The following is a 20,999-nucleotide window of genomic DNA, read 5'->3' on the forward strand; positions in this document are numbered from 1 at the left end:
CGTCAGCCGAGCGAAGCGGAGGCTGGGTGAGGGGAAACGCCAGATGCGATGGCCCTGCCACACAAGGGGCCAATTTTGTCAGACATAAGCCGCAAAATCCGCCGTTTCTCCCTTGCCCCCGGGGCCGGCATGGCTAGGATGCGCGCCGGCCAAGCGGAGAAAAAAGATCATGATGCCATCGGCGCGTTTCGCCGATCTCGACGGTGCCTCGGTGCTGATCACCGGCGGCGGTTCCGGCATCGGTGCCGCGCTGACCGAGGGCTTCATGCGGCAGGGCGCCAGGGTCGCCTTCATCGACATTGCTGACCGTCCGAGCACGGCGCTCGCCGATCGCCTGGAAAAGGAGCTTGGCCGGCGCCCGCTCTACCTCAAGACCGACCTGCGCGACGTCGAGGCGCTGCGCGCCGCGGTGGCAAAGGCAGCGGAAGCGCATGGCGATATCACGACGCTGGTCAACAACGCCGCGCTCGACGATCGCCATGAGGTGAAGGACGTCACGGTCGAGTTCTGGGACAACAACCTTGCGATCAACCTGCGGCCGCATTTCTTCACCGCGCAGGCGGTGGCGCCGGGCATGAAGCGCGCCGGCGGCGGCTCGATCATCAACTTCACCTCGACATCCTATCTCATCAACCATCCAGACATGCCGGCCTACACCGCCGCCAAGGCCGGCATACTCGGCCTCACCAAGGGCCTTGCCGGCAAGTTCGGCGCCGACGGCATCCGCGTCAACGCGGTCGCGCCCGGCTGGGTGATCACCGAGCGCCAGCGGGAGCTGTGGGTCACCGAAGAGGCGCTTGCCGCCCATGTCGCCAAGCAATGCATCAAGGATGCCATGCAGCCCGACGACGTTGTCGGCACCGTGCTGTTCCTAGCGTCCGACGCCTCGCGCATGCTGACGGCGCAGATGCTGATCGTCGACGGAGGCGTGCTGTGAGCGGCGCGCCTGCGGTCGCGGCGCTTGATTGGGGCACGACAAGGTTGAGGGCCTGGCTGCTCGACGGCGCCGGCAAGGTGCTTGCCGAGCGGCGCGGCGACGACGGACTGATTACCGCGCGCGAAAAAGGTTTTGCGACTGTGCTGGAAGGCCATCTCGCCGCCATGGGAGCGCCGGAGGCACTGCCCGTCATCATCTGCGGCATGGCGGGCTCGCGCCAAGGCTGGATAGAGGCGCCATACGTCACCGTGCCGTCGCCGATCGGCGCCATTCTTGCCGGCGCCGCCCGCATCGAGGGCCAGCGCCGCGATATCCGCATCGTGCCTGGCCTCGCCCAGCGCCTGGCCGACGCGCCGGACGTCATGCGCGGCGAGGAAACGCAGCTCGCCGGCGCCGGTTTGCCGGCAAAGGGCCGTCATCTCGTCTGCATGCCCGGCACGCATTCGAAATGGGTCGCGGTCGAGGATGGCGCGGTCGCCGGCTTCGGCACCTGGCCGACCGGCGAATTGTTTTCCGTATTGGCTTCGCATTCGATCCTGAAGCATTCGCTGGGCGAGCATCCGGCTGCCGTCGGCGCGGACAATCCCTTCTTCCACCAGTGGTGCGAGCGGGCGCTGGGCGAAGGCGGCGACGTCACTTCGAAACTGTTCGCGATCCGCGCCGCCGGGCTGCTGCAGGATTTGAAGTCCGACGAGGCGGCGGCCTGCCTGTCCGGACTGCTGATCGGCGGCGAGATCGCTTCGGCCAAGCGCCGCTATGGCGCCAGCGAAGCCCCGGTGGTGCTGATCGCCTCCGGCGCGCTGGTCGCGCTCTATGGCGCCGCTCTCGGCTTGGCCGGCCTTGCCTTTCGGGTTGTCGACGCCGATGAAGCGGTGCGCGCCGGCCTTGTCGAAGCCGCGCGCGAGAACGGCATGATTGGAGGCGCCGCATGACTGAGACTGCACCTTTCCCGAAACTCAGGCGTGGCCTCGTCGCCATCCTGCGTGGGCTGAAGCCCGGCGAGGCGGTGGCGATCGGACAGGCGGTCCATGACGCCGGCATCGAGGCGATCGAGGTGCCGCTCAACTCGCCGCAGCCGTTCGCCTCCATCGCGGGCATCGCCGAAGCGCTTCCCACGACCGCGCTGGTTGGTGCCGGCACGGTGCTGACGGCCGCCGATGTCGACGCCCTGCATAAGGCCGGTGGCCGTCTGTTGGTCAGCCCCAACGTCGATGCCGAGGTGATGGGCCGCGCGATGCACTACGGCATGGTCACCATGCCTGGCGTGTTCACGCCGACCGAAGCATTCCAGGCGATCCGGCTCGGCGCCTCGGCGCTGAAATTCTTTCCGGCCAGCGTGCTGGGCGCAGCCGGTATTGCGGCAATTCGCGCGGTGCTGCCGGCCACGACCCTGATCGGCGCCGTCGGCGGCGTTTCCGACAAGGACTTTGCCGGCTACAAGGCGGTTGGCGTCAGCGTGTTCGGTCTGGGATCAAGTCTCTACAAGCCGGGCGCCAGTGTCGAGGACGTGGCGCAGCGCGTGCGCGCCGCGGTCGCCGCCTGGGACGAAGCCTTCGGAGGAGCATGATGGATAGCGTTTCGGTTCTCAGCGACCATATCTGCGAGCTCGGCGAGGGTCCGAGCTACGATCCCGCCACCGACACGCTGTTCTGGTTCGACATTGTCAACGGCAAGCTTCTGGAAAAGCCACTCGCCGGCGCTCTGAAGATCCACGATCTCGGCGTGATGGCCAGCGCCATCGCGATCATCGACGATGCCCGCCAGCTCATCGCCACGGAGGTCGGCCTGCAGGTCCGCGATGTCGCGACCGGCAAGCTGACGCTGCATACGCCGATCGAGGCCGACAATCCACTCACCCGCTCCAACGATTCCCGCGTCCATCCCTGCGGCGCCTTCTGGACCGGCACGATGGGCAAGGCCGAGGAGAAAGGCGCCGGCTCGATCTACTGGTTCTTCAAGGGCGAGCTTCGCCGGCTGTTCTCCGACATCACCGTCTCCAACTCGATCTGCTTTTCCGAAGACGGAACGATCGCCTACTACACCGATACCTCGACCGGACTTTTGATGCGCGTCGCCTGCGATCCGGCAACCGGCCTGCCGACAGGTGAGCCGAAAGTGTTCGTCGATCACCGCTCGTCCAAGGGCTATGTCGACGGCTCCGTCGTCGATTGCGACAGCGTGCTGTGGAACGCGGTCTGGGGCGGCAAGGCGGTGAAGGCCTATGCGCGGGACGGCACGCTGCTGCGCGAAATCGCGATGCCGGTGACCCAGCCCTCATGCCCGGCCTTCGTCGGCCAAAAGGCCGACCGCATCGCTGTGACATCGGCCTGGAAGGGCAAGGACGAGAAACAGCGCAAGCTCGACCCGCAGGCCGGCATGACCTTCCTCCTCGATATTCCGGTCAGGGGCCGCTTCGAGCCGCGCGTGCTGATCGCCTGATCAAGCTTGCCACTGTCAAGCAATCGCCCGGCCCGGTCGATTTCCCGCAAGCCGATTGCAGTGGCCATGCGATGGTGGCGCCTGATTTTGCTGGAGCATACCAATCCATGCAGCCGACGCTGATCCTTGTCCATGAGCCGGAGAAGGCTTGCTTCGACCGGCTCGTCGCCGACGGCTACCCGGCGGAACGCGCCACCGAGATATCGTCCTATCTGGCGCAGTCGACCGACCTCGCGCCTGAATTCGACCAGCTCGCCGCCGCCTGCGAAAAGCGCGGCCTCGCCTTCGTTGCCGTCGAGCTGGACGCCGCCGCCACCGTGTTGGCAAAGGCCGATCCGGCCAAAACCCTGGTCTGGACGCTGACCGACGGCATCGCCTATTTCCGTGGCGGCGCAGCACCCGCTATGGCGCGGCTGAGCGGGCTCAAGACCATCGGCGCCGACGATTCGCTGTTCGCGCTCTGCCAGGACAAGTTCCGCTCCGGCGCGGTGCTCGGCGCGCTCGGACTGCCGGTGCCGACGGCAGGCTTGGCGCGAAACGGGGAATGGCTGGTCGAGCCGCCGGCCTCGCCCGCCGGCTGGTTCGTCAAACCCAACCGGCTCGGCGCCAAGATCGGCATCTGGCCGGATTCGCGCATCACCGAACTCGGCCATGCGCTGAACCTTAGCCGGCGTGTATTTTCCCATTACCGCGACGACGTCGTCGTCCAGCCCTATGTTGCCGGCCGCAATGCACGGGCAAGCTTCCTCGGGCTGAAACCCGAGACCGGGGTCGAGGCGCTCGGCGTCGCCTTCGTCGAGTCCCGCGGTGACTTCCAGACCATGGCCGACAGCATGGCGCTCTATGGCGATGCTGGCCGGGCCGCCAGGGCCGCGGGAGCCTATGCCGAGCCGGAGCTTCAGCCAGTCGCCGCCAGCCAGCCCGCGGCCGATCGGGCGATCCGCGTCCTGGTGCAAAAGCTGATAACCGGGCTTGGCCTCAAGGACGTCTTCTCCGTCGATCTCAGGGTCGAGGCCGACGACACCATCCACCTCATCGAGTTCGAAGTCTGTCCCGGCCTGCCCTGCTTCGATTTTCGCGATTATTGCCGCAGGCAATGGGGCATGAGCCTGGCGGACGCTATGGCCGAGACGGCTGCGAGCCGGTTGGGGTTATGACCTTCGAGATCGGCCGAAGCCGTCTCAGCGTCGTCGTCTCAGGGCGCAGCAGGAGCGGAGCTCCCATCAAACCCCTGCGCCGACGAACTAAATCCCCTCGACCAGCACGATCTCGCCGTCGGCCACTTTCTGGCGGATGGCGACGGCGCGCTGGTATTCCGGCGAGTGGTAGCAGTCATGCGCCGCGGCAAACGATTCAAATTCGATGATGACGTTGCGGGCGCGCCCGGGTCCCTCGGCCTTCTCGTGCTCGCCGCCGCGCGCCAGGAATTTCGCGCCGAAGCGGTCGAAGGCGAGCTTCGCGGCGGCGACATAGTCTTTGTAGCCCTCGGCATCACGAACATCGACGCGAGCGATCCAGTATCCCTTTGGCATGATTTTCTCCTTTTTGCCTTGCGCGCGAGGATCGGCGTTATGCCGACAGCATCTCTGCCAGGATCGCCTCGGCCGCAGCGCGCCGGTCCGGCGCCGCGACGATCGGCCGGCCGACGACCAGGTGGCTGGAACCGTTGCGGATCGCTTGCGCCGGGCTCACCACGCGCTTCTGGTCGCCATGGTCGCTGCCGCTCGGCCGTATACCCGGCGTGACGACAGCCATGTCGGGACCGACGATCCGGCGTACGGCTTCGGCCTCCTCGGCCGAGCAGACGATGCCGCCCATGCCGGCGTGCAGCGCCTGTTCGGAGCGCCTGAGCACCAGCGTGTGCGGATCGTATTCATAGCCGGCGTCGATGATGTCCTGCTCGTCCATCGAGGTGAGCACGGTCACCGCGAGCAGGCACAGCTCGCTGCCCCGCGCCGCTTCCACCGCCGCCTTCATGGCCTTGGGGTAGGCATGGAGCGTCAGCATCGTCACGCCCATTTTGACGATGTTCTCGACGCCCTTGGCCACCGTGTTGTCGATGTCGAGCAGCTTCATGTCGAGGAAGACTTTCGTGCCGCCGCTGACCAGCTCGCGCGCGAAATCGAGCCCGCCGGCAAAGGCGAGCTGGTAGCCGATCTTGTAGAAGGAGACGGTGCCTTCGAGCTCGCGCACCGCCTTTTCGGCGTCTTTTAGCGTCGGCACGTCGAGGCCGACGATCAGCCTGTCGCGCATGGTGTCGCCTTGTAGCAAGGTGCCGGGGTGCATCAGGCCTCGATCCGCACGGAGAGCATGCGCGAGGTTTCGATTAGTGTACGGCATAGGCGCTCCATCGATTGGTGTAGTCTGGCGTCCCTGAACTGCCCGTCCTCGGCGAAGGCTTCGCCGGCGCCGGAAACCGAGCATTCCGGTGTGATCACTTCCATCTGGCAGCGCACCAGCACCGCGCGCAGATGGTTGATGCAACGTATGCCGGCAAACTTGCCTTCGGAGGAGGAACAGAGCGCGACGGGCTTGCCGTAAAGTGGGCGGAACGAGCGGCTGTCGTCGCGCCGCAGCCGGCTCACCCAGTCTATCGAGTTCTTGAGCAGCGGCGGGATCGAGCCGTTATATTCCGGCGTCGCGATCAGCAAGCCGTCGTGAGCCGCAATCTGCCGGCCGAGCTTAACGGCGTTTTCGGGGACGCCTTTTTCCGTCTCCAGATCCTCGTCCATGATCGGCAGCGGATAGTCGCCAAGCGAGATGCGGGTCACCTCGGCGCCCTGCATGGCGAGCTCCTTCTGCGCCACGTCGGCCGTCCGGCCGCTGAAAGCGCCGGTACGGACCGAGCCCGCGAAGACGAGGATTCTTGGGATTACCGCCATTGGCCACCCTTGTTTCGGGACAGGTACAGCCAAGGGTCGCTCAAATCAACGCGCTGGAGCTAGAAAACGCTTAGGATTGGCCGAAGCCCTTGGGCGGAGCAGGAGCGAAGCTCCGTCGCGGAGACCCTGGGATCCATTCCGTTACCTGGCCATGGGAGAGCAGTGGAGCAGAATTCTGCACCGCAGCGGCGCCTAGAAGTCACGGCATGGATCCTCGGGTCTGCGCTGCGTCGCTGCGCTCCTTGCTCCGCCCGTGGATGACGATGGCAATCGCCGAGCGACCAGAGAAACTAATGCGCCTCGCGCCGGTAGATCCACAACTGCGTCGGCGGGATGTTGCGGAAGACGAAGTGGAAATGCTCGACCGTATAGTCGCCGCGGCCGGGGGGGATCGGCGACAGCGGACCGTAGGTCAGCTGCACGACCGGCCGGCCGGCCGGGATGCGGTCGAGCAGGCTTTCGAGATAGGCGATGCGCCGGGCGACCGGGAAGTTGAGCAGCGGCACGCCGGAAACGACCGAATCGAACACCATGCCGCGCCTGTCGCCGAGCGTGGCGTCGAGATTGAAGGCGTCGCCTTCGATGACGTTGACGCGCGGATAGAGCCGGCGCAGATGGCGCACGAAATCGGTCGAATATTCGACCGCGTAGAGATTTTCCGGCTTCACGCCCTGGGCCAGGATGGCGCGGGTGATGACGCCGGTACCGGGACCGACCTCGAGCACCGGCAGCCCCGATTTCGGGTTGACGATCGAGGCCATCTTGCGGGCGGTGATGGAGCTTGTGGGAACGATTGAACCGACGGCCTTCGGCTTGTCGATCCAGCCTTTGAAGAACTTCAGCTCGTCGTCGAACTTTTCCGCCAGCGCTTTGCGCAATCCGGGACCACGTGCCATGCGAGCTCTCCTCAACGCTCCCCGAACCGCTACTTATCAGCTAGGTGGGGCAACGCAAGATATCAATCTGGCATAAGGTGTTGATGACGCTCGGGAGCTTGCAAACCCAAGTCGCCCAAAACTGCGAGGCAATTTTGGGACAACGACTTGCGCCGGGAAAAATCAATGTTCGCCGAAAGACTCGAAAAAGTCCTTCATGCGGGCGAAGAAGCCGCTCGACTGGGGCGAATTGTCCTTCGAGGAGAGCTGCTCGAACTCTTCCAGGAGCTCGCGCTGGCGGCGCGACAGGTTCTGCGGCGTCTCGACCGCCGTCTGGATGTAGAGGTCGCCTATGTTAGGCTGCCGCAGTATCGGCATGCCCTTGCCCTTCAGCCGGAACTGGCGGCCGTTCTGGGTGCCTTCGGGCACTTTCACCTTGGTCTGCGTGCCGTCGAGCGTGGTGACCTCGAACGAGCCGCCCAGGGCGGCGGTCGTCATCGAGATCGGCACCTTGCAATAAAGGTCGGCGCCGTCGCGCTGGAAGAATTCGTGCGGCTTGACGGCGAGGAAGATGTAGAGATCGCCTGAAGGACCGCCGCGCAGGCCGGCCTCGCCCTCATTGGCAAGCCGGATACGGGTGCCGTCCTCGATACCGGCCGGGATGTTGACCGACAGCGACCGCTCCTCGGTGACGCGGCCCTGGCCGGCGCATTTCGGGCAGGGGTCCTTGATCGTCTGGCCGCGGCCCTGGCATTGCGGACAGGTGCGCTCGATCGAGAAGAAGCCTTGCGTGGCGCGCACCTTGCCGTGACCGTGGCACATGGCGCAGGTGACCGGCTGCGTGCCTGGCTTGGCGCCGCTGCCGGAGCATTCCGAGCAGGAGATGGAGGCCGGCACGCGGATCTGCGCCGTCTTGCCGGAAAATGCTTCTTCCAGCGTTATCTCCATGTTGTAGCGCAGGTCCGCCCCGCGCTCGCGGCCGCCCGACGAACGGCGCTGGCGGCCGCCCATCATGTCGCCGAAAATGTCTTCGAAGATGTCGGCGAAGCCGCCGGCGCCGAAGCCGTGCGCCGCGCCGTTCATGCCGCCCTGCTCGAAGGCGGCGTGGCCGAAACGGTCATAGGCCGCGCGCTTCTGCGGGTCCTTCAGCGTCTCGTAGGCTTCGTTGATTTCCTTGAACTTGTGCTCGCAGGCATGGTCGCCGGGGTTGCGGTCGGGGTGGAACTGCATGGCGAGCTTACGGAAAGCGCTCTTCAGCTCCTTGTCGTCGGCACCTTTGTGCACACCCAGCGTTTCGTAGAAATCAGCTTTCATTTTTTCCCGCTGTCCGGATGCTCAATGTCTTCAAGCATTGTTGCGTCGTCGCCGGCACGTTGTTCGATTTAGGAGCGATGCCGCCCGGATGCCAGAGCCAGCGCATGCCTGGCCTGTGTTTTCCGTCACTTTTTCGGTCAGGCCGGCACATTTTTGTTCAAGTTTGCAAAAAAGCCCGGCCTTGCGCCGGGCTTTTCGCATTATTTCTGCCGTCAGCCGGCTCAGGCCGACTTCTTCTTCTCGTCGTCTTCGTCGATCTCCTCGAAGTCGGCGTCGACCACGTCCGAGTCCTTGGCGGCGTCCGCCTTGGCGTCGGCTTCGGCCGCTTCCTTCTGCGAGGCCTCGTACATGGCCTGGCCAAGCTTCATCGAAACTTCGGCGAGCGTCTGCGACTTGGCCTCAATGTCGGCCGCGTCGTCGCCCTCGGCAGCAGTCTTCAGCGCCGCAATCGCGTCGGAAATCGCCGTGCGGTCGGCCTCCGAGACCTTGTCGCCATAGTCCTTCAGCGACTTCTCAGACGAATGCACCAGCGATTCGGCCTGGTTGCGGGCCTCGACGAGGGCACGACGCTTCTTGTCGGCGTCGGCATTGGCCTCGGCGTCCTTCACCATCTTCTCGATGTCGGCGTCGGACAAGCCGCCCGAAGCCTGGATGCGGATCTGGTGCTCCTTGCCGGTGCCCTTGTCCTTGGCCGAGACGTTGACAATGCCGTTGGCGTCGATGTCGAAGGTGACCTCGATCTGCGGCACGCCGCGCGGAGCCGGCGGAATGCCGACCAGGTCGAACTGGCCGAGCATCTTGTTGTCGGCCGCCATCTCGCGCTCGCCCTGGAAGACGCGGATGGTCACCGCCGACTGCGAGTCCTCGGCGGTCGAGAACACCTGGCTCTTCTTGGTCGGGATGGTGGTATTGCGCTCGATCAGCCGGGTGAACACGCCGCCCAGCGTCTCGATGCCGAGCGACAGCGGCGTCACGTCGAGCAGCAGCACGTCCTTGACGTCGCCCTGCAGCACGCCGGCCTGGATGGCAGCACCCAGCGCGACCACCTCATCCGGGTTGACGCCCTTGTGCGGCTCCTTGCCGAAGAACTGCTTCACGATCTCCTGGATCTTGGGCATGCGGGTCATGCCGCCGACCAGCACCACCTCGTCGATCTCGCCCGCCTTCAGGCCGGCGTCCTTGAGCGCCGCCTTGCAGGGGTCGATCGTGCGCTGCACGAGATCCTCGACCAGGCTCTCGAACTTCGCCCGGGTGAGCTTCATCGTCAGGTGCTTCGGCCCGCTGGCGTCGGCGGTGATGAAGGGCAGGTTGATCTCTGTCTGCGTCGTCGACGACAGCTCGATCTTGGCCTTCTCTGCGGCTTCCTTCAGACGCTGCAAGGCGAGCTTGTCGGCCTTGAGGTCGATGCCCTGCTCCTTCTTGAACTCGGACGCCAGGTATTCGACCAGGCGCATGTCGAAGTCCTCGCCGCCAAGGAAGGTGTCGCCGTTGGTCGACTTCACCTCGAAGACGCCGTCGCCGATCTCCAGCACGGAAATATCGAAGGTGCCGCCGCCAAGGTCATAGACGGCGATGGTCTTGCCTTCCTTCTTGTCGAGGCCATAGGCGAGCGCGGCGGCCGTCGGCTCGTTGATGATGCGCAGCACCTCGAGGCCGGCGATCTTGCCTGCGTCCTTGGTCGCCTGGCGCTGGGCGTCGTTGAAATAGGCCGGAACGGTGATGACCGCCTTCTCGACCTTCTCGCCGAGATAGGCTTCCGCCGTTTCCTTCATCTTCTGCAGGATCATGGCCGAGATCTGGCTGGGCGACAGCTTCTTGCCGCCGGCCTCGACCCAGGCATCGCCGTTGTCGCCCTTGACGATCTTGTAGGGGACAAGCTTCTTGTCCTTTTCCGTCACCGGATCCTCATAGCGGCGGCCGATCAGGCGCTTGACCGCGAAGATGGTGTTTTCAGGATTGGTCACCGCCTGGCGCTTGGCCGGCTGGCCGATGAGGCGCTCGCCGTCGCCGCTGATAGCGACGATCGAAGGGGTCGTTCGCGCGCCTTCAGCGTTCTCGATGACCTTTGAATCCTTGCCGTCCATGATGGCGACGCAGGAATTAGTGGTTCCGAGGTCGATACCGATTACTTTTGCCATTGTTCTAGTCTCTCCTCTAAGCAGGCTCTCAGGACCCTGATAAGGCGTTCCGACGAAAGCCCCTGTTCACAAGAAATTCCGCCACGGTCCCCGGTTCTAAAGGCCGGACGGCTGGCGCGTATATAAGAACAGGCGGCACGGGGCGCAAGCATTCTGCGCAAGGTGGCTGCTATCCGGCAGGGGCTCGGGAAACGGACAGGCCCGTCATAAGCCGGGGTCGAACCGGATTTGCCCTATCTAATTGTCCAGGCAGGCTTTTTCCCGAACGTAACATCGTCGTCATACGTCAGTCGCATGTCGGGCGGGGGGAAGCTTTGCCCTGGGGGCGTGACTTAGGGTCGCGAATAGGTCCGAAAACATCTTTTGCCGTCATGTGGCCGGCAATCAGCCGGCGGAGACAATGGAACGCTTGGCAAGAGAGGCATGCGGGACTACGAATAAGGCGAGATGCGGCAAATCGCTGGCACGAGCGCCGGCTTGGATCATGCGCGCGAAATCGATCCTGATCATGGTATTTGCCGGGATGCTCGCATTCTCCGGATGTACCGTCGGCGGCGGGCTGCAGAGTTCTCCCTTAGCCTATGGGGGCTTCACCGACGCTGGTTTCCGCATTCCGCCGGTTCCGATCTACAAGGTCGACCAAAAATTCCATCGGCAGACAGTGCCCTATGCGACCGACGAGGCGCCCGGCACCATCATTGTCGATACAGGAGCGAAATTCCTCTACTACGTGCTTGGAGACGGTCAGGCGCTACGCTACGGCATCGGCGTCGGCAAGGCGGGCTTCGAGTGGCATGGCACCGCCCACGTCGAGAGGAAGCGCGAATGGCCGGATTGGAGCGCGCCGTCGGCGATGATGGTGCGCGAGCGCAACCGGGGCCACATCATACCGGCCCATATGGAAGGCGGACTTATGAACCCGCTCGGCGCGCGGGCGCTCTATCTCTACAATGAGAAGGGTGACACGGGATATCGCCTGCACGGTAGCCCCGAATGGTGGTCCATCGGCAAGGCCGTGTCGGCGGGCTGCATTCGCCTCATGAACCAGGACATCATCGATCTCTACGACCGCGCCCCAATCGGCACCAAGGTGATCGTTATTTAGAGCAACTCCAAGAAAAGTGTGCCTTTTGCGCCGGCAATCACCAACGCTCCCTCCTGCAGCACGGTTTTCGGGTCGGGCCTCAAGCCGCTTGCGACAGCGATCTGTGCGCGTCCGCCAAGATTTCGAAGGAGCGCACCCGCGCCGCGTGGTCGAAGATTTGCGCCGTCACCATCAATTCGTCGGCGCCGGTGCGGCGCGCGAAGGCGTCGATGCCTTGGCGGACCGTTTCCGGCGAACCGACGACGGCGCAGGAGAGCGCCTGGGCAAGCATGGTCTTGGCGACCGGATCGAGGTCGCGGTCGTAGTTCTCGACCGGCGGCGGCAATTGCCCGGGCCGGCCGCTGCGCAGATTGACGAAAGCCTGCTGCAGCGAGGTGAACAAAAGCTTCGCCTCGGCGTCGGTGGGTGCGGCAAAGACATTGAGGCCCAGCATCACATAGGGCTTGTCGAGCCCAGCCGACGGCTGGAAACGCGTGCGATAGACCTCCAGCGCGTGGTCGAGCTCGGCCGGCGCGAAATGCGAGGCGAACGCGTAGGGCAGGCCAAGCAGTGCCGCAAGCTGCGCGCCATAGAGGCTGGAGCCCAGGATCCAGACCGGCACGTGCTGCCCTTCGCCTGGCACCGCGCGGATGCGCTGTCCATCCTCGGCCGGTTGGAAATAACCCATCAGCTCGACCACATCCTGGGGGAAGTTGTCGCTGGCCTCAAGATTGCGGCGAAGCGCCCGCGCCGTCATCATGTCGGTGCCCGGCGCGCGGCCGAGGCCGAGGTCGATGCGGCCCGGATGAAGCGCGTTGAGCGTGCCGAACTGCTCGGCGATCACCAGCGGAGCATGATTGGGCAGCATGATGCCGCCGGCGCCGACGCGGATGGTCTTGGTGCCGCCCGCCACATGGGCGATGACAACGGAAGTCGCCGCGCTGGCGATGCCCGGCATGTTGTGGTGCTCGGCGAGCCAGTAGCGCTTGTAGCCCAGCCGCTCGGCATGGCGGGCAAGGTCGAGCGAGTTGGCGAGCGACTGCGAGGCATTGCTGCCGAAGGTTATCGGCGACAGGTCGAGAACCGAAAGGGCCGTCATTGATCAGGTCTCCACGATTTGCTTCTGCCGCAGCCTCGCCTCGAAGGCGGCGCGGTCGGGGATGATGATGGCGAACTGGCTCTCCAGCACGTCGGCGAGTTCGGCAGCCGTTGCGATTTCCCGCTGCTCGGTGCGCCCGCCAACGTGATGCGTCGACAACCGGTTGTTGCGCAGCGCGTAGCGCCGGTCGGGCATGGCGCGCGCCGCGACCAGGGTCGATAGGAAATGCGAGCTCGGATGCGTCGACAGGAAATGGCTGCTCACCTGATAATCGACCTCGTAGGCCCGATGCATGTCGAAGCGGTAGAGCGTGCGCCAATCACCGCCGATATTGGCTTGCAGCCGGAAATGATCGGCCCCCTCGACGATGCGGAACATCTCATGCGGCGTCTGCTGCTCGCGATCCGGCTCCAGCAGCAGCGGCGCCGTCAGCGTCAGGCCGCCGAAGCCGACGTCGGCGATCCAGGTTTTTCCATCGAGCTCGACGCGCAGCAGCATGTGGCTGCGCGCCGTGATGGCGTCGTCCGGTTGGCCCCACAGCACGCGGGCGGCGAGCCCGCTGACGGTGAAGCCCAGCGCTTCAAGCGCATGCTTGAAGATCAGATTGTGCTCGAAGCAATAGCCGCCGCGGCCGCGTTTGAAGACCTTATCCTGCAGCGAGGCGGAATCGAGCCCGACCGAAACGCCCATCAGCGCATCGATGTTCTCGAACGGGATCGCCTGCGGATGGGCGGCGTGCAGCGATTTGAGCGTGGCGAGCGAGCGGTCGGCCGGCCCGCCATAGCCGATGCGGGTGAAATAACCATCGAGATCGAAGTCGCTCATGCATGCAGGTCCGGCTTGACCGGACCGATATAGGCACTCGCCATGGGTGCCGCAAACAACCGACCGGACACGGGATTGGGCCAGCTTCAGGCGGCGGACTTGTGGTTGCTTTCGGCAGCCTCGTCGTCGATCGCCATGGTCTGCTGCGCGGCCAGGAAATTGCCGACATGGCTGAGCCCGTCGAAATGGTCGCAGAACACCTTGATGACAACCAGCAGCGGCACCGCCATCAGCGCGCCGACGAAACCCCACAGCCATGACCAGAACGCGATGGCGATGAAGATCGCCACGGCATTGATCTCGAGGCGCCGGCCGACCACCGTCGGGGTCACGAACTGGCCCTCGACGATGTCGCACAACAAAACGAAAGCGGGCGCCAGCAGCGCGTAGGAGATCGTATCGAAGCTGATCAGCGCGATGACAGTGACCAGGAGGATAGTTATCAGCGCGCCGACATAGGGCAGAAAATTGAGGAGTGCCGCCGCGGCGCCCCAGACCATCGGATTGGGCATGCCGAGCCCCCACAGGCCGAGGCCGATAACCGTGCCGAGACCGGCATTGATGAGGGCGACGGTGAGCAGATAGTGCGAGATCTCCTGCTCGACATCATAGACCACACGCAGCGCCCGCTTCTTCTCGGTGAAGTTGGGGAAGGACTGGACGATCTTCTCGTAGAACAAGGTGCCCGACGCCAGCAGGAACAGCGACAGCACGAAGACGATGGTGATGCTGGTTCCCGCCGACAGGATATTGCTAGCTGCTGTGGACAGGACACCTGACGGCGCCACCGCGACTTTCTGCACGCCGGGTTCCTGCGCGGTCTCGGTCAGCGCTTCCAATTGGTGCGAGATCTCCATGATGCTTTCGAGCGGACGCTTGAACGGCGCCAGCCTCTCGGTCAGCCGGAGGCCGATCGACGAGCTGTTGTTGATGAGGTCGATGACCGGGCCGCTGAGCAGGTAACCGGCGCTGGCGAAAACGAAGACGGAGAGCAGCACCAGGAGCGTCGCGGAGACCACTTCCGAAATGCCGCGCTTGCGCAGGAAGCGCACGATCGGCGTCAGCGTCAGCGCCAACAGGAACGCAAGGATCACCGGCATGAAGAAGGCGCGAGCGAAATAAAGCGCGGCGACGGTCATCAGGATGAAGATGCCAATCATGAGCGATCGCATCAGCCGCAATTCGGCGCGTGCTCCGGCGCGCGAATCCGGGCTTTCGGCAACGCTCGCGCCCGAAGCGGTCGTTTCGGCTTTCATCGGTTTCCCCTCGCGATCGTCGAGCAAAACGTGCTTGCCGCGCCAAGGTTCCGTTAGCCGGCGGTTATAGAAGGCCTCGGCCGTCGGACGGGCGCCGGCACTGCCGGCTCGGCCTTCGCCGCTTCCCTGCGCACGATCGGCGCCACCTTGGTGCCGTAGAGCTCGATCGCCTTCATGATCTTGGCGTGCGGCATGGTGCCGATCGCCATCTGCAAGAGGAAGCGGTCGTTGCCGAAGATCTTGTGCTGGGCGACGATCTTTTCCGCCACCTGCTCGGGATTGCCGACGAACAAGGCACCACCGGGACCCCGCGCGTGGTCGAAATGCGCCCGCGAGGTCGGCCCCCAGCCGCGTTCGCGGCCGATGCGGTTCATCACCTCAGCCTGCGGTGCGTAGAAATCGTCGGCCGCCTTCTCCGTGGTCTCGGCGATGAAGCCGTGCACGTTGAGGCTGGTGGCGAGTGTGGCGGGATCGTTGCCGGCGCGCCTGGCCGCCTCGCGATAGATCTCGAACAGCGGCGCGAAGCGTGCCGGCTCGCCGCCGATGATGGCAAGCGCAAGCGGCAGGCCGAGTGCGCCTGCGCGGGCCGCCGATTGCGGCGTGCCGCCGATCGCAATCCAGACCGGCAGCTTTTCCTGGAAGGGCCGCGGATAGACGCCGCGGCCGTTGATCGGCGCGCGCAGCTTGCCCTGCCACGTCACCTTCACCTGGTCGCGGATGGCAAGCAGGAGATCGAGCTTCTCGGCGAAGAGCTCGTCATAGTCCTCGAGATTGTAGCCGAACAGCGGGAAGGATTCGATGAAGGAGCCGCGCCCGGCCATGATCTCGGCGCGGCCGCCGGACAGAAGGTCGAGTGTCGCGAATTGCTGGAAGACGCGCACCGGATCGTCGGAAGAGAGCACGGTGACCGCGCTGGTGAGCTTGATGCGCTTCGTCCGCTCCGCGGCAGCCGCAAGGGCAACGACCGGCGCCGAGGCCGCATAGTCGGGGCGGTGATGCTCGCCGAGGCCGAACACGTCGAGACCGACCTGGTCGGCCAGCTCGACCTCCTCGATCAGGTTGCGCAACCGTTCATGCGGTCCGATGGCGCCGGGGCCGGGTTCCGGGCTGACATCCGCGAAAGTATAGAGGCCGAGTTCCATTTTCATGCATCCTGATGCCCTGCTTGGGCGTTGATCGTTGGCGCTAGAGGTAGCGATCGGCCTTGCGAGCCGCCAGAGGCGCGATTTGTGAACGGTGCATCGCCTTTCGTGACGTAGCCTCGCGGCAACAGTGCAGATTTTCATGGCTGGCATACCGTTTTGGCGCTTGAACTCATCGCTTTCGCGCGTATGTAAGCGTCGCGAATTGACTTCAGGGAAGTGGACTTGGCTATCTACAGGGAAAAAGACATATTCGAACGGCGCAACGCCGCGAACGAGGCAAAGAAGGCGCTCCTGGAGCGCTTCAAGGCAAAGCCGGCGGCGGACGATCCAGAAGTGCTGGCGCGTCAGGCGGAACGCAAGGCGATTCTCGAGGCCCGTGCGATCCGCGAGGCCGAGAAGGCCAGGCTGAAGCAGGAGAAGCTGGCGCGCGAAGCGGCCGAGAAGGCAGAGCGCGAAGCCGCTGCGGAAGCGGCCCGCCGTGCCGCCGAAGAGGCGGCGGCTGCCGAGGCGAAGATCCGCGAGGCCGAAGAGACCGAGCGCATCGCCCGCGTGCTTGCTGAAGAGGCCGAGCGCAAGGCCAAGCGCGACGCGCGCTACGCCGCTCGCAAGGCTCGTACCGGCAGGGCGCCGCCGGGCTTCTCCGCCCGCTAACGAAGGTTTCGTTCCATGATGTTGCAGGGCCGCCAGGGGCGGCCCTGAGCGCGTGCGTCCTGTGTCAGGCGACAAGTTTGAGCCCGACGATGCCGCAGACGATCAGGCCGATGCAGGCAAGCCGCACGACGCTCGCCGGTTCGCCGAGCAGCCAGATGCCGAGCGCGGCCATGCCGACGGTGCCGATGCCCGTCCACACCGCATAGGCCGTGCCCACCGGCAGCGTCTTCAACGCCAGCCCGAGCAGGCCAAGGCTGACGACCATCGAGGCGACGGTTAGCACGGTCGGCAGCGGCTTCGAGAAACCATCGGTATATTTGAGGCCGATCGCCCAGCCAATCTCGAACAGGCCGGCGAAGAAGAGAAAGATCCAGGACATCGCAAACGCTCCATCGATCAAGCATCGAGCGCTCGATGCTTGACGCGGCGGGTCGTCCCGGCCGGTTTTTCGGGGAAGCGAGGTCGTCCTCGCGGCGCTGATATGGGGAGTTCTGGCCCCCGATCAACAAAACACCGGCAGCATTCGGCATGCCGCCGGTTCAAATCCGCATCGAGACGGATCGGCCGCGCTGGCGGCTTACTTCTCCTTGATGCGCAGCGCCTTGACCGGCGGCGCCTTCGGAGCCGGGGCCGCGGCTGGTTTCTTCGCGTCCTTCTTCGGCTTGCGGGCTTCCTTGCTCGCCTTCATCGCACCTTTAGCCATGATTCGCTCCTCCGATTGTGGGCGGCCCAAGTGAAACAAGAGAAGCGCCGGACCGCAAGAGGCCGCTTGCCGCTTCGAAAGCCGGCCTCCCTGATGTTAACCGTTTTCCCTTGATCCACCAGCCTCGAAACATGTTTCGGGCGTTGGGCGGGGTGCGTGTCTGTGAATCCTTGAACCTCGGAACGGCTGGCGCATTGTCTGTGGAGCTTCAGCCACCGGGTCGCTAAGCTCGATATGTCGGTGAGGGTCAGAATCGAATGGCAGGGCATGCCGGGTCGAAACGGGTGATCTACGCCGCGTTCGCCGGCAATCTCGCGATCGCGCTGACCAAGTTCGCCGCAGCAGCCTTTACCGGCTCCTCCTCGATGCTGTCGGAAGGCGTGCATTCGCTGGTCGACACCGGCAATGGCGCGCTTCTGCTTCACGGCATGCGTCGCGCCGCGCGCCCGCCCGACCGCACCCATCCGCTCGGCCATGGCCGCGAGCTCTATTTCTGGAGTTTCATCGTCGCGCTTCTGGTGTTCGCGTTGGGCGCCGGTGTTTCCTTCTATGAGGGCGTCATCCACATCATGGCGCCCGAGCCGGTCGTCAACGCCCGGATCAACTACATCGTGCTTGGTCTGTCCTTTCTGTTCGAGGGCAGTTCCTGGCTGGTGGCGCTGAAGGAGTTTCGCCAGCAGAAAGGCGAACAGGGCTGGTTCCAGGCGGTGCGTTCAAGCAAGGATCCGACCGTCTACACCGTGCTGTTCGAAGACAGCGCGGCGCTGCTTGGCCTGATCGTCGCGTTCGCGGGCATCCTTGCCTCCGAGCTGCTGGAAATTCCGGAACTCGACGGCGTCGGCTCGATCGGCATCGCGATCATCCTTGGCGCCACCGCGATCTTCCTGGCGCGCGAGAGCAAGGGCCTGCTTCTCGGCGAGCCCGCCTCGCCCGAGGTGCAGCGCAAGGTTCTGGCGATCGCCGAGCAGGATCCGGCGGTGCAGCGGGCGAACGGCATATTGAGCGTCCACATCGGTCCAGCGGAAATCGTCGCGGGCCTCAGCATCGAATTCGAGGATCATCTCAGCGCGCCTGATATCGAGGCCTGTGTCGAGCGCCTGGAGGCGCGGTTGAAGACGGAGATGCCTGAGATCGCCAGGCTGTTCGTCAAGCCGCAGGCAACTGGCACATGGGAGCAGCGGCACAAGGCCATCGCGGAAGCGCCCGGCGGGGATTAGGCTAAAGCATGTCTCCCGAAAGTGTGCTGCGGTTTCGGGACAAAGACATGCTGAAAATCAAAGACCTAAAGCAGGTCGTGTGAAACCTTTTTCACGCGACCTGCTTTAGGCGGAGAGAACTTTCCAAGGAGGAATGCCGATGAAAATCGACGGCGGGTGCCATTGCGGCGCCATCACCTATGAGGCGGAGGTCGATCCGGAAAAGACCTCGATCTGCCACTGCACGGATTGCCAGCAACTCACGGGCACAGCGTTCCGCGTCACGGTGCGGGTGCCGGAGGAGGATTATCGCATCACCAAGGGCGCGCCCAAGGTCTACATCAAGACCGGGTCGAGCGGCGCCAAACGGGCACAGGGCTTTTGCGGCGATTGCGGCTCGCACCTGTACGCCACGTCTGCGGGCGATGGGCCGAAAGTCTACGGCGTCAGGACCGGCACGGCCCGCCAGCGCGACCAGCTGGTGCCGAGAACACAGTACTGGCACCGCTCGGCGCTGCACTGGCTGCCGGAATTCGAGGGCACCAGGGTTATCGAGGAGCAGTAGCGATCAGTCGTCGCCCTCGACGACACGCAGCCTGAGCTGGCCTGTCTTGGAGTCGGCCACGCGCGCGCCGGCCTCCACCTTGGCCGGGCTGCGCGGCGGCTCGGCTTCCCCTTCGGAGAACTCCAGCGCCTCGATCCTCTGGCCGCGCTTGGTCACTTTCGATGTCGAGACGAGGATGTCGTCGATGTCCTTGGCCGCCTGGCCGAAATGCGTCTGCAGCCGGCGCACGCGCTCGTCGACGCGCGCCACGTCCTCCATCAGGCGGATGACCTCGCCCTGGATCAGATGCGCCTGCTCGCGCATGCGCGCGTCCTTTAGGATCGACTGGATGACCTGGATCGACAGCATCAGCAGCGACGGCGAGACGATGACGACGCGGGCGCGGTACGCCTTCTGCACCACTACTTCGAAATTCTCGTGGATCTCGGCGAATACCGATTCCGACGGAACGAACATGAAGGCGGTGTCCTGCGTCTCGCCCTGGATAAGGTATTTTTCGGCGATGTCGCGGATATGCACCTCGATATCGCGCCGGAACGCCTGCGCGGCCGCCTTCTGCAAGTCGGCGCCTTCGGCGGCGCGCATGGCGTTCCAGGCTTCCAGCGGAAACTTGGCGTCGATGGCGAGCGCGGGCGCGCCGTTCGGCATCCGCACCAGGCAGTCCGGCCGGCTGCCGTTCGACAGGCCCGCCTGGAACTCATAGGCGCCGTGCGGCAGTCCATCGGCGACGATCGCCTCCATGCGCGATTGGCCGAAGGCGCCGCGAGTCTGCTTGTTGGAGAGGATCGCCTGCAACTGCACGACCTGGCCGGCGAGCGACTGGATGTTGCCCTGGGCGGTGTCGATCACCGCCAGCCGCTCCTGCAGCTTGGCCAGGCTTTCATGCGTCGACTTGGTCTGGTCGGCCATCGTCTGGCCCAAGCGGCCGGTCATGGCGTCGAGCCGCTGTCCCAGCGACTGGGTGAGCTCGGCCTGCCTGGCGCCGAACACCTCAGCGATCGCGCCCATGCGCCCTTGCATCTCTGCCTGGGACTGGAGGATGTCGGCCATCCTGGCCTCGGTGTCGCGGGCATGGTCGGCGGTTTCCGCCGCCGCCACCATGCGCGCCTTCGCCGCGCGCCACAACGCCATGACGAGCGCCAGGAACAACGCCAGCAGCAGCAACGCACCGAAACCGAGCGCCTGGCCGAGCGTGATCGTGGTGGCGCCGAGCCGCGCGAGCGGTTCCGAAAGGATGGAGGTCATGTCGTTCATGTCGGCAGCATAACCGATTCGGCCCGCCGGCTCAGATCAAAACGTGAACAGGCGAAAGATGTCCCGGTTGACGCTTTTGTGGCGAGGTCTTAGGTGAGACGCCATGTCGATCAAGCCGCTCATCATCCTTCCCGATCCGATCCTGCGCCAGGTTTCCAAACCGGTGGAGCGCGTCGACGGCGATTTGCGCAAGCTCGCCGACGACATGCTGGAGACCATGTACGACGCGCCCGGCATCGGGCTTGCGGCGATCCAGGTCGGCGAGCCCAGGCGCTTGCTTGTCATCGACCTCGCCAAGGAGGACGAACCGCCGGCGCCGCATGTCTTCATCAATCCGGAAATCCTCGAAAGCTCCGAACAGCGCTCGGTCTATGAGGAAGGCTGCCTGTCGATTCCGGATTACTATGCCGAGGTCGAGCGTCCTGCCGCCGTGCGTGTGAAATATCTCGACCGCGACGGCAAGCTGCAGGAGATGCAGGCCGAAGGCCTGATGGCGACCTGCCTGCAGCACGAGATCGACCATCTCAACGGCGTGCTCTTCATCGATCACATCTCGAAGCTGAAGCGCGACATGGTGGTGAAGAAGTTCAAGAAGCTCGCCAAGGACAAGGCGCCGGGCAAGATGGTGGGGTAGGG

At 64.6% G+C, this 20,999-nt stretch carries 23 protein-coding genes; 10 read left to right on the forward strand and 13 right to left on the reverse strand.

What is annotated here, in order from left to right; translation table 11 throughout:
* Positions 1–169: 169 nt before the first annotated feature.
* The 5 genes from EH240_RS21110 (at position 170) to EH240_RS21130 (ending at position 4,533) form a co-directional block, all read left to right on the forward strand.
* Positions 170–937, forward strand: coding sequence for an SDR family NAD(P)-dependent oxidoreductase (locus tag EH240_RS21110; RefSeq protein WP_125002217.1), 768 nt, complete (start codon positions 170–172; stop codon positions 935–937).
* Positions 934–1,869 (forward strand): 2-dehydro-3-deoxygalactonokinase, encoded by a 936-nt coding sequence (locus EH240_RS21115; protein WP_125002219.1) that lies wholly within the window; start codon positions 934–936, stop codon positions 1,867–1,869. The genes EH240_RS21110 and EH240_RS21115 overlap by 4 nt, the downstream gene beginning before the upstream one ends.
* Positions 1,866–2,504, forward strand: a complete 639-nt coding sequence (locus tag EH240_RS21120; RefSeq protein WP_125002221.1) for a 2-dehydro-3-deoxy-6-phosphogalactonate aldolase — start codon at positions 1,866–1,868, stop codon at positions 2,502–2,504. The genes EH240_RS21115 and EH240_RS21120 overlap by 4 nt, the downstream gene beginning before the upstream one ends.
* Positions 2,504–3,376 (forward strand): SMP-30/gluconolactonase/LRE family protein, encoded by an 873-nt coding sequence (locus tag EH240_RS21125; protein WP_425374818.1) that lies wholly within the window; start codon positions 2,504–2,506, stop codon positions 3,374–3,376. The genes EH240_RS21120 and EH240_RS21125 overlap by 1 nt, the downstream gene beginning before the upstream one ends.
* A gap of 107 nt (positions 3,377–3,483) precedes the next feature.
* A complete protein-coding gene (locus EH240_RS21130; RefSeq protein ID WP_245436245.1) occupies positions 3,484–4,533 on the forward strand; it encodes a D-alanine--D-alanine ligase family protein in 1,050 nt (349 codons plus the stop codon).
* An 87-nt stretch (positions 4,534–4,620) separates the two neighbouring features.
* On the opposite strand, the gene EH240_RS21135 is transcribed toward EH240_RS21130, so the two are convergent.
* The 6 genes from EH240_RS21135 to dnaK form a co-directional block, all read right to left on the reverse strand.
* On the reverse strand, positions 4,621–4,908 hold the full coding sequence (locus EH240_RS21135) for a DUF1330 domain-containing protein (protein ID WP_125002228.1): 288 nt from the start codon (positions 4,906–4,908) through the stop codon (positions 4,621–4,623).
* Between the two features lie 37 nt (positions 4,909–4,945).
* A complete protein-coding gene (gene pyrF, locus EH240_RS21140; RefSeq protein ID WP_125002230.1) occupies positions 4,946–5,662 on the reverse strand; it encodes an orotidine-5'-phosphate decarboxylase in 717 nt (238 codons plus the stop codon).
* On the reverse strand, positions 5,662–6,258 hold the full coding sequence (locus EH240_RS21145) for an NADPH-dependent FMN reductase (protein WP_125002232.1): 597 nt from the start codon (positions 6,256–6,258) through the stop codon (positions 5,662–5,664). The genes pyrF and EH240_RS21145 overlap by 1 nt, the downstream gene beginning before the upstream one ends.
* A gap of 290 nt (positions 6,259–6,548) precedes the next feature.
* Positions 6,549–7,154 carry a phospholipid N-methyltransferase PmtA gene (pmtA, locus tag EH240_RS21150; RefSeq protein WP_125002234.1) on the reverse strand — a complete coding sequence of 202 codons (606 nt, stop codon included), beginning with the start codon at positions 7,152–7,154 and terminating at the stop codon, positions 6,549–6,551.
* A 162-nt stretch (positions 7,155–7,316) separates the two neighbouring features.
* Positions 7,317–8,447, reverse strand: coding sequence for a molecular chaperone DnaJ (gene dnaJ, locus EH240_RS21155; RefSeq protein WP_125002236.1), 1,131 nt, complete (start codon positions 8,445–8,447; stop codon positions 7,317–7,319).
* Between the two features lie 221 nt (positions 8,448–8,668).
* Entirely contained in the window at positions 8,669–10,585 is a 1,917-nt protein-coding gene (dnaK, locus tag EH240_RS21160; RefSeq protein WP_125002238.1) for a molecular chaperone DnaK, read from the reverse strand.
* 484 nt (positions 10,586–11,069) lie between these two features.
* Here dnaK and EH240_RS21165 point away from each other — a divergent pair, with 484 nt between their 5' ends.
* Positions 11,070–11,690: a L,D-transpeptidase gene (locus tag EH240_RS21165; protein ID WP_125002240.1), complete on the forward strand. Its 621-nt coding sequence runs from the start codon at positions 11,070–11,072 to the stop codon at positions 11,688–11,690.
* Positions 11,691–11,769: 79 nt separating this feature from the next.
* Here EH240_RS21165 and EH240_RS21170 read toward each other — a convergent pair whose 3' ends face one another.
* The 4 genes from EH240_RS21170 to EH240_RS21185 form a co-directional block, all read right to left on the reverse strand.
* Positions 11,770–12,768, reverse strand: coding sequence for an LLM class flavin-dependent oxidoreductase (locus EH240_RS21170; RefSeq protein ID WP_125002242.1), 999 nt, complete (start codon positions 12,766–12,768; stop codon positions 11,770–11,772).
* 3 nt (positions 12,769–12,771) lie between these two features.
* On the reverse strand, positions 12,772–13,593 hold the full coding sequence (locus EH240_RS21175) for an arylamine N-acetyltransferase family protein (RefSeq protein ID WP_125002244.1): 822 nt from the start codon (positions 13,591–13,593) through the stop codon (positions 12,772–12,774).
* A gap of 86 nt (positions 13,594–13,679) precedes the next feature.
* Positions 13,680–14,849: an AI-2E family transporter gene (locus EH240_RS21180; RefSeq protein ID WP_125002246.1), complete on the reverse strand. Its 1,170-nt coding sequence runs from the start codon at positions 14,847–14,849 to the stop codon at positions 13,680–13,682.
* Positions 14,850–14,902: 53 nt separating this feature from the next.
* Positions 14,903–15,991 (reverse strand): LLM class flavin-dependent oxidoreductase, encoded by a 1,089-nt coding sequence (locus EH240_RS21185; protein WP_125002248.1) that lies wholly within the window; start codon positions 15,989–15,991, stop codon positions 14,903–14,905.
* Between the two features lie 225 nt (positions 15,992–16,216).
* Here EH240_RS21185 and EH240_RS21190 point away from each other — a divergent pair, with 225 nt between their 5' ends.
* Complete coding sequence (locus EH240_RS21190) at positions 16,217–16,645, forward strand: DUF6481 family protein (protein ID WP_125002250.1); 429 nt, start codon at positions 16,217–16,219, stop codon at positions 16,643–16,645.
* Positions 16,646–16,709: 64 nt separating this feature from the next.
* On the opposite strand, the gene sugE is transcribed toward EH240_RS21190, so the two are convergent.
* Positions 16,710–17,024, reverse strand: coding sequence for a quaternary ammonium compound efflux SMR transporter SugE (sugE, locus tag EH240_RS21195; RefSeq protein ID WP_125002252.1), 315 nt, complete (start codon positions 17,022–17,024; stop codon positions 16,710–16,712).
* Positions 17,025–17,222: 198 nt separating this feature from the next.
* Positions 17,223–17,348 (reverse strand): hypothetical protein, encoded by a 126-nt coding sequence (locus tag EH240_RS39680; RefSeq protein ID WP_125002254.1) that lies wholly within the window; start codon positions 17,346–17,348, stop codon positions 17,223–17,225.
* Positions 17,349–17,605: 257 nt separating this feature from the next.
* On the opposite strand from EH240_RS39680, the gene EH240_RS21205 reads away from it, so the two are divergent.
* Complete coding sequence (locus EH240_RS21205; protein ID WP_125002256.1) at positions 17,606–18,565, forward strand: cation diffusion facilitator family transporter; 960 nt, start codon at positions 17,606–17,608, stop codon at positions 18,563–18,565.
* A gap of 139 nt (positions 18,566–18,704) precedes the next feature.
* Entirely contained in the window at positions 18,705–19,109 is a 405-nt protein-coding gene (locus EH240_RS21210) for a GFA family protein (RefSeq protein WP_125002258.1), read from the forward strand.
* Between the two features lie 3 nt (positions 19,110–19,112).
* Here the strand turns inward: EH240_RS21210 and EH240_RS21215 are convergent, their stop codons facing one another.
* The gene (locus EH240_RS21215) at positions 19,113–20,363 is read right to left on the reverse strand and encodes a DNA recombination protein RmuC (RefSeq protein WP_125002260.1); all 1,251 of its coding nucleotides are present in this window, start codon (positions 20,361–20,363) and stop codon (positions 19,113–19,115) included.
* A 103-nt stretch (positions 20,364–20,466) separates the two neighbouring features.
* On the opposite strand from EH240_RS21215, the gene def reads away from it, so the two are divergent.
* A complete protein-coding gene (gene def / locus EH240_RS21220; RefSeq protein ID WP_125002262.1) occupies positions 20,467–20,997 on the forward strand; it encodes a peptide deformylase in 531 nt (176 codons plus the stop codon).
* The last annotated feature ends 2 nt before the right edge of the window (positions 20,998–20,999 follow it).

The sequence above is a fragment of the Mesorhizobium tamadayense genome (assembly GCF_003863365.1).
Lineage (GTDB): Bacteria > Pseudomonadota > Alphaproteobacteria > Rhizobiales > Rhizobiaceae > Mesorhizobium > Mesorhizobium tamadayense.

Coding starts and splice junctions, on each gene's coding strand:
- EH240_RS21110 (WP_125002217.1), top strand. CDS start 170: ATGATGCCATCGGCGCGTTTCGCCGATCTCGACGGTGCCTCGGTGCTG.
- EH240_RS21120 (WP_125002221.1), top strand. CDS start 1,866: ATGACTGAGACTGCACCTTTCCCGAAACTCAGGCGTGGCCTCGTCGCC.
- EH240_RS21125 (WP_425374818.1), top strand. CDS start 2,504: ATGGATAGCGTTTCGGTTCTCAGCGACCATATCTGCGAGCTCGGCGAG.
- EH240_RS21130 (WP_245436245.1), top strand. CDS start 3,484: ATGCAGCCGACGCTGATCCTTGTCCATGAGCCGGAGAAGGCTTGCTTC.
- EH240_RS21135 (WP_125002228.1), bottom strand. CDS start 4,908: ATGCCAAAGGGATACTGGATCGCTCGCGTCGATGTTCGTGATGCCGAG.
- pyrF (WP_125002230.1), bottom strand. CDS start 5,662: ATGCACCCCGGCACCTTGCTACAAGGCGACACCATGCGCGACAGGCTG.
- EH240_RS21145 (WP_125002232.1), bottom strand. CDS start 6,258: ATGGCGGTAATCCCAAGAATCCTCGTCTTCGCGGGCTCGGTCCGTACC.
- pmtA (WP_125002234.1), bottom strand. CDS start 7,154: ATGGCACGTGGTCCCGGATTGCGCAAAGCGCTGGCGGAAAAGTTCGAC.
- dnaJ (WP_125002236.1), bottom strand. CDS start 8,447: ATGAAAGCTGATTTCTACGAAACGCTGGGTGTGCACAAAGGTGCCGAC.
- dnaK (WP_125002238.1), bottom strand. CDS start 10,585: ATGGCAAAAGTAATCGGTATCGACCTCGGAACCACTAATTCCTGCGTC.
- EH240_RS21165 (WP_125002240.1), top strand. CDS start 11,070: ATGCGCGCGAAATCGATCCTGATCATGGTATTTGCCGGGATGCTCGCA.
- EH240_RS21170 (WP_125002242.1), bottom strand. CDS start 12,768: ATGACGGCCCTTTCGGTTCTCGACCTGTCGCCGATAACCTTCGGCAGC.
- EH240_RS21175 (WP_125002244.1), bottom strand. CDS start 13,593: ATGAGCGACTTCGATCTCGATGGTTATTTCACCCGCATCGGCTATGGC.
- EH240_RS21180 (WP_125002246.1), bottom strand. CDS start 14,849: ATGAAAGCCGAAACGACCGCTTCGGGCGCGAGCGTTGCCGAAAGCCCG.
- EH240_RS21185 (WP_125002248.1), bottom strand. CDS start 15,991: ATGGAACTCGGCCTCTATACTTTCGCGGATGTCAGCCCGGAACCCGGC.
- sugE (WP_125002252.1), bottom strand. CDS start 17,024: ATGTCCTGGATCTTTCTCTTCTTCGCCGGCCTGTTCGAGATTGGCTGG.
- EH240_RS39680 (WP_125002254.1), bottom strand. CDS start 17,348: ATGGCTAAAGGTGCGATGAAGGCGAGCAAGGAAGCCCGCAAGCCGAAG.
- EH240_RS21205 (WP_125002256.1), top strand. CDS start 17,606: ATGGCAGGGCATGCCGGGTCGAAACGGGTGATCTACGCCGCGTTCGCC.
- EH240_RS21210 (WP_125002258.1), top strand. CDS start 18,705: ATGAAAATCGACGGCGGGTGCCATTGCGGCGCCATCACCTATGAGGCG.
- EH240_RS21215 (WP_125002260.1), bottom strand. CDS start 20,363: ATGAACGACATGACCTCCATCCTTTCGGAACCGCTCGCGCGGCTCGGC.
- def (WP_125002262.1), top strand. CDS start 20,467: ATGTCGATCAAGCCGCTCATCATCCTTCCCGATCCGATCCTGCGCCAG.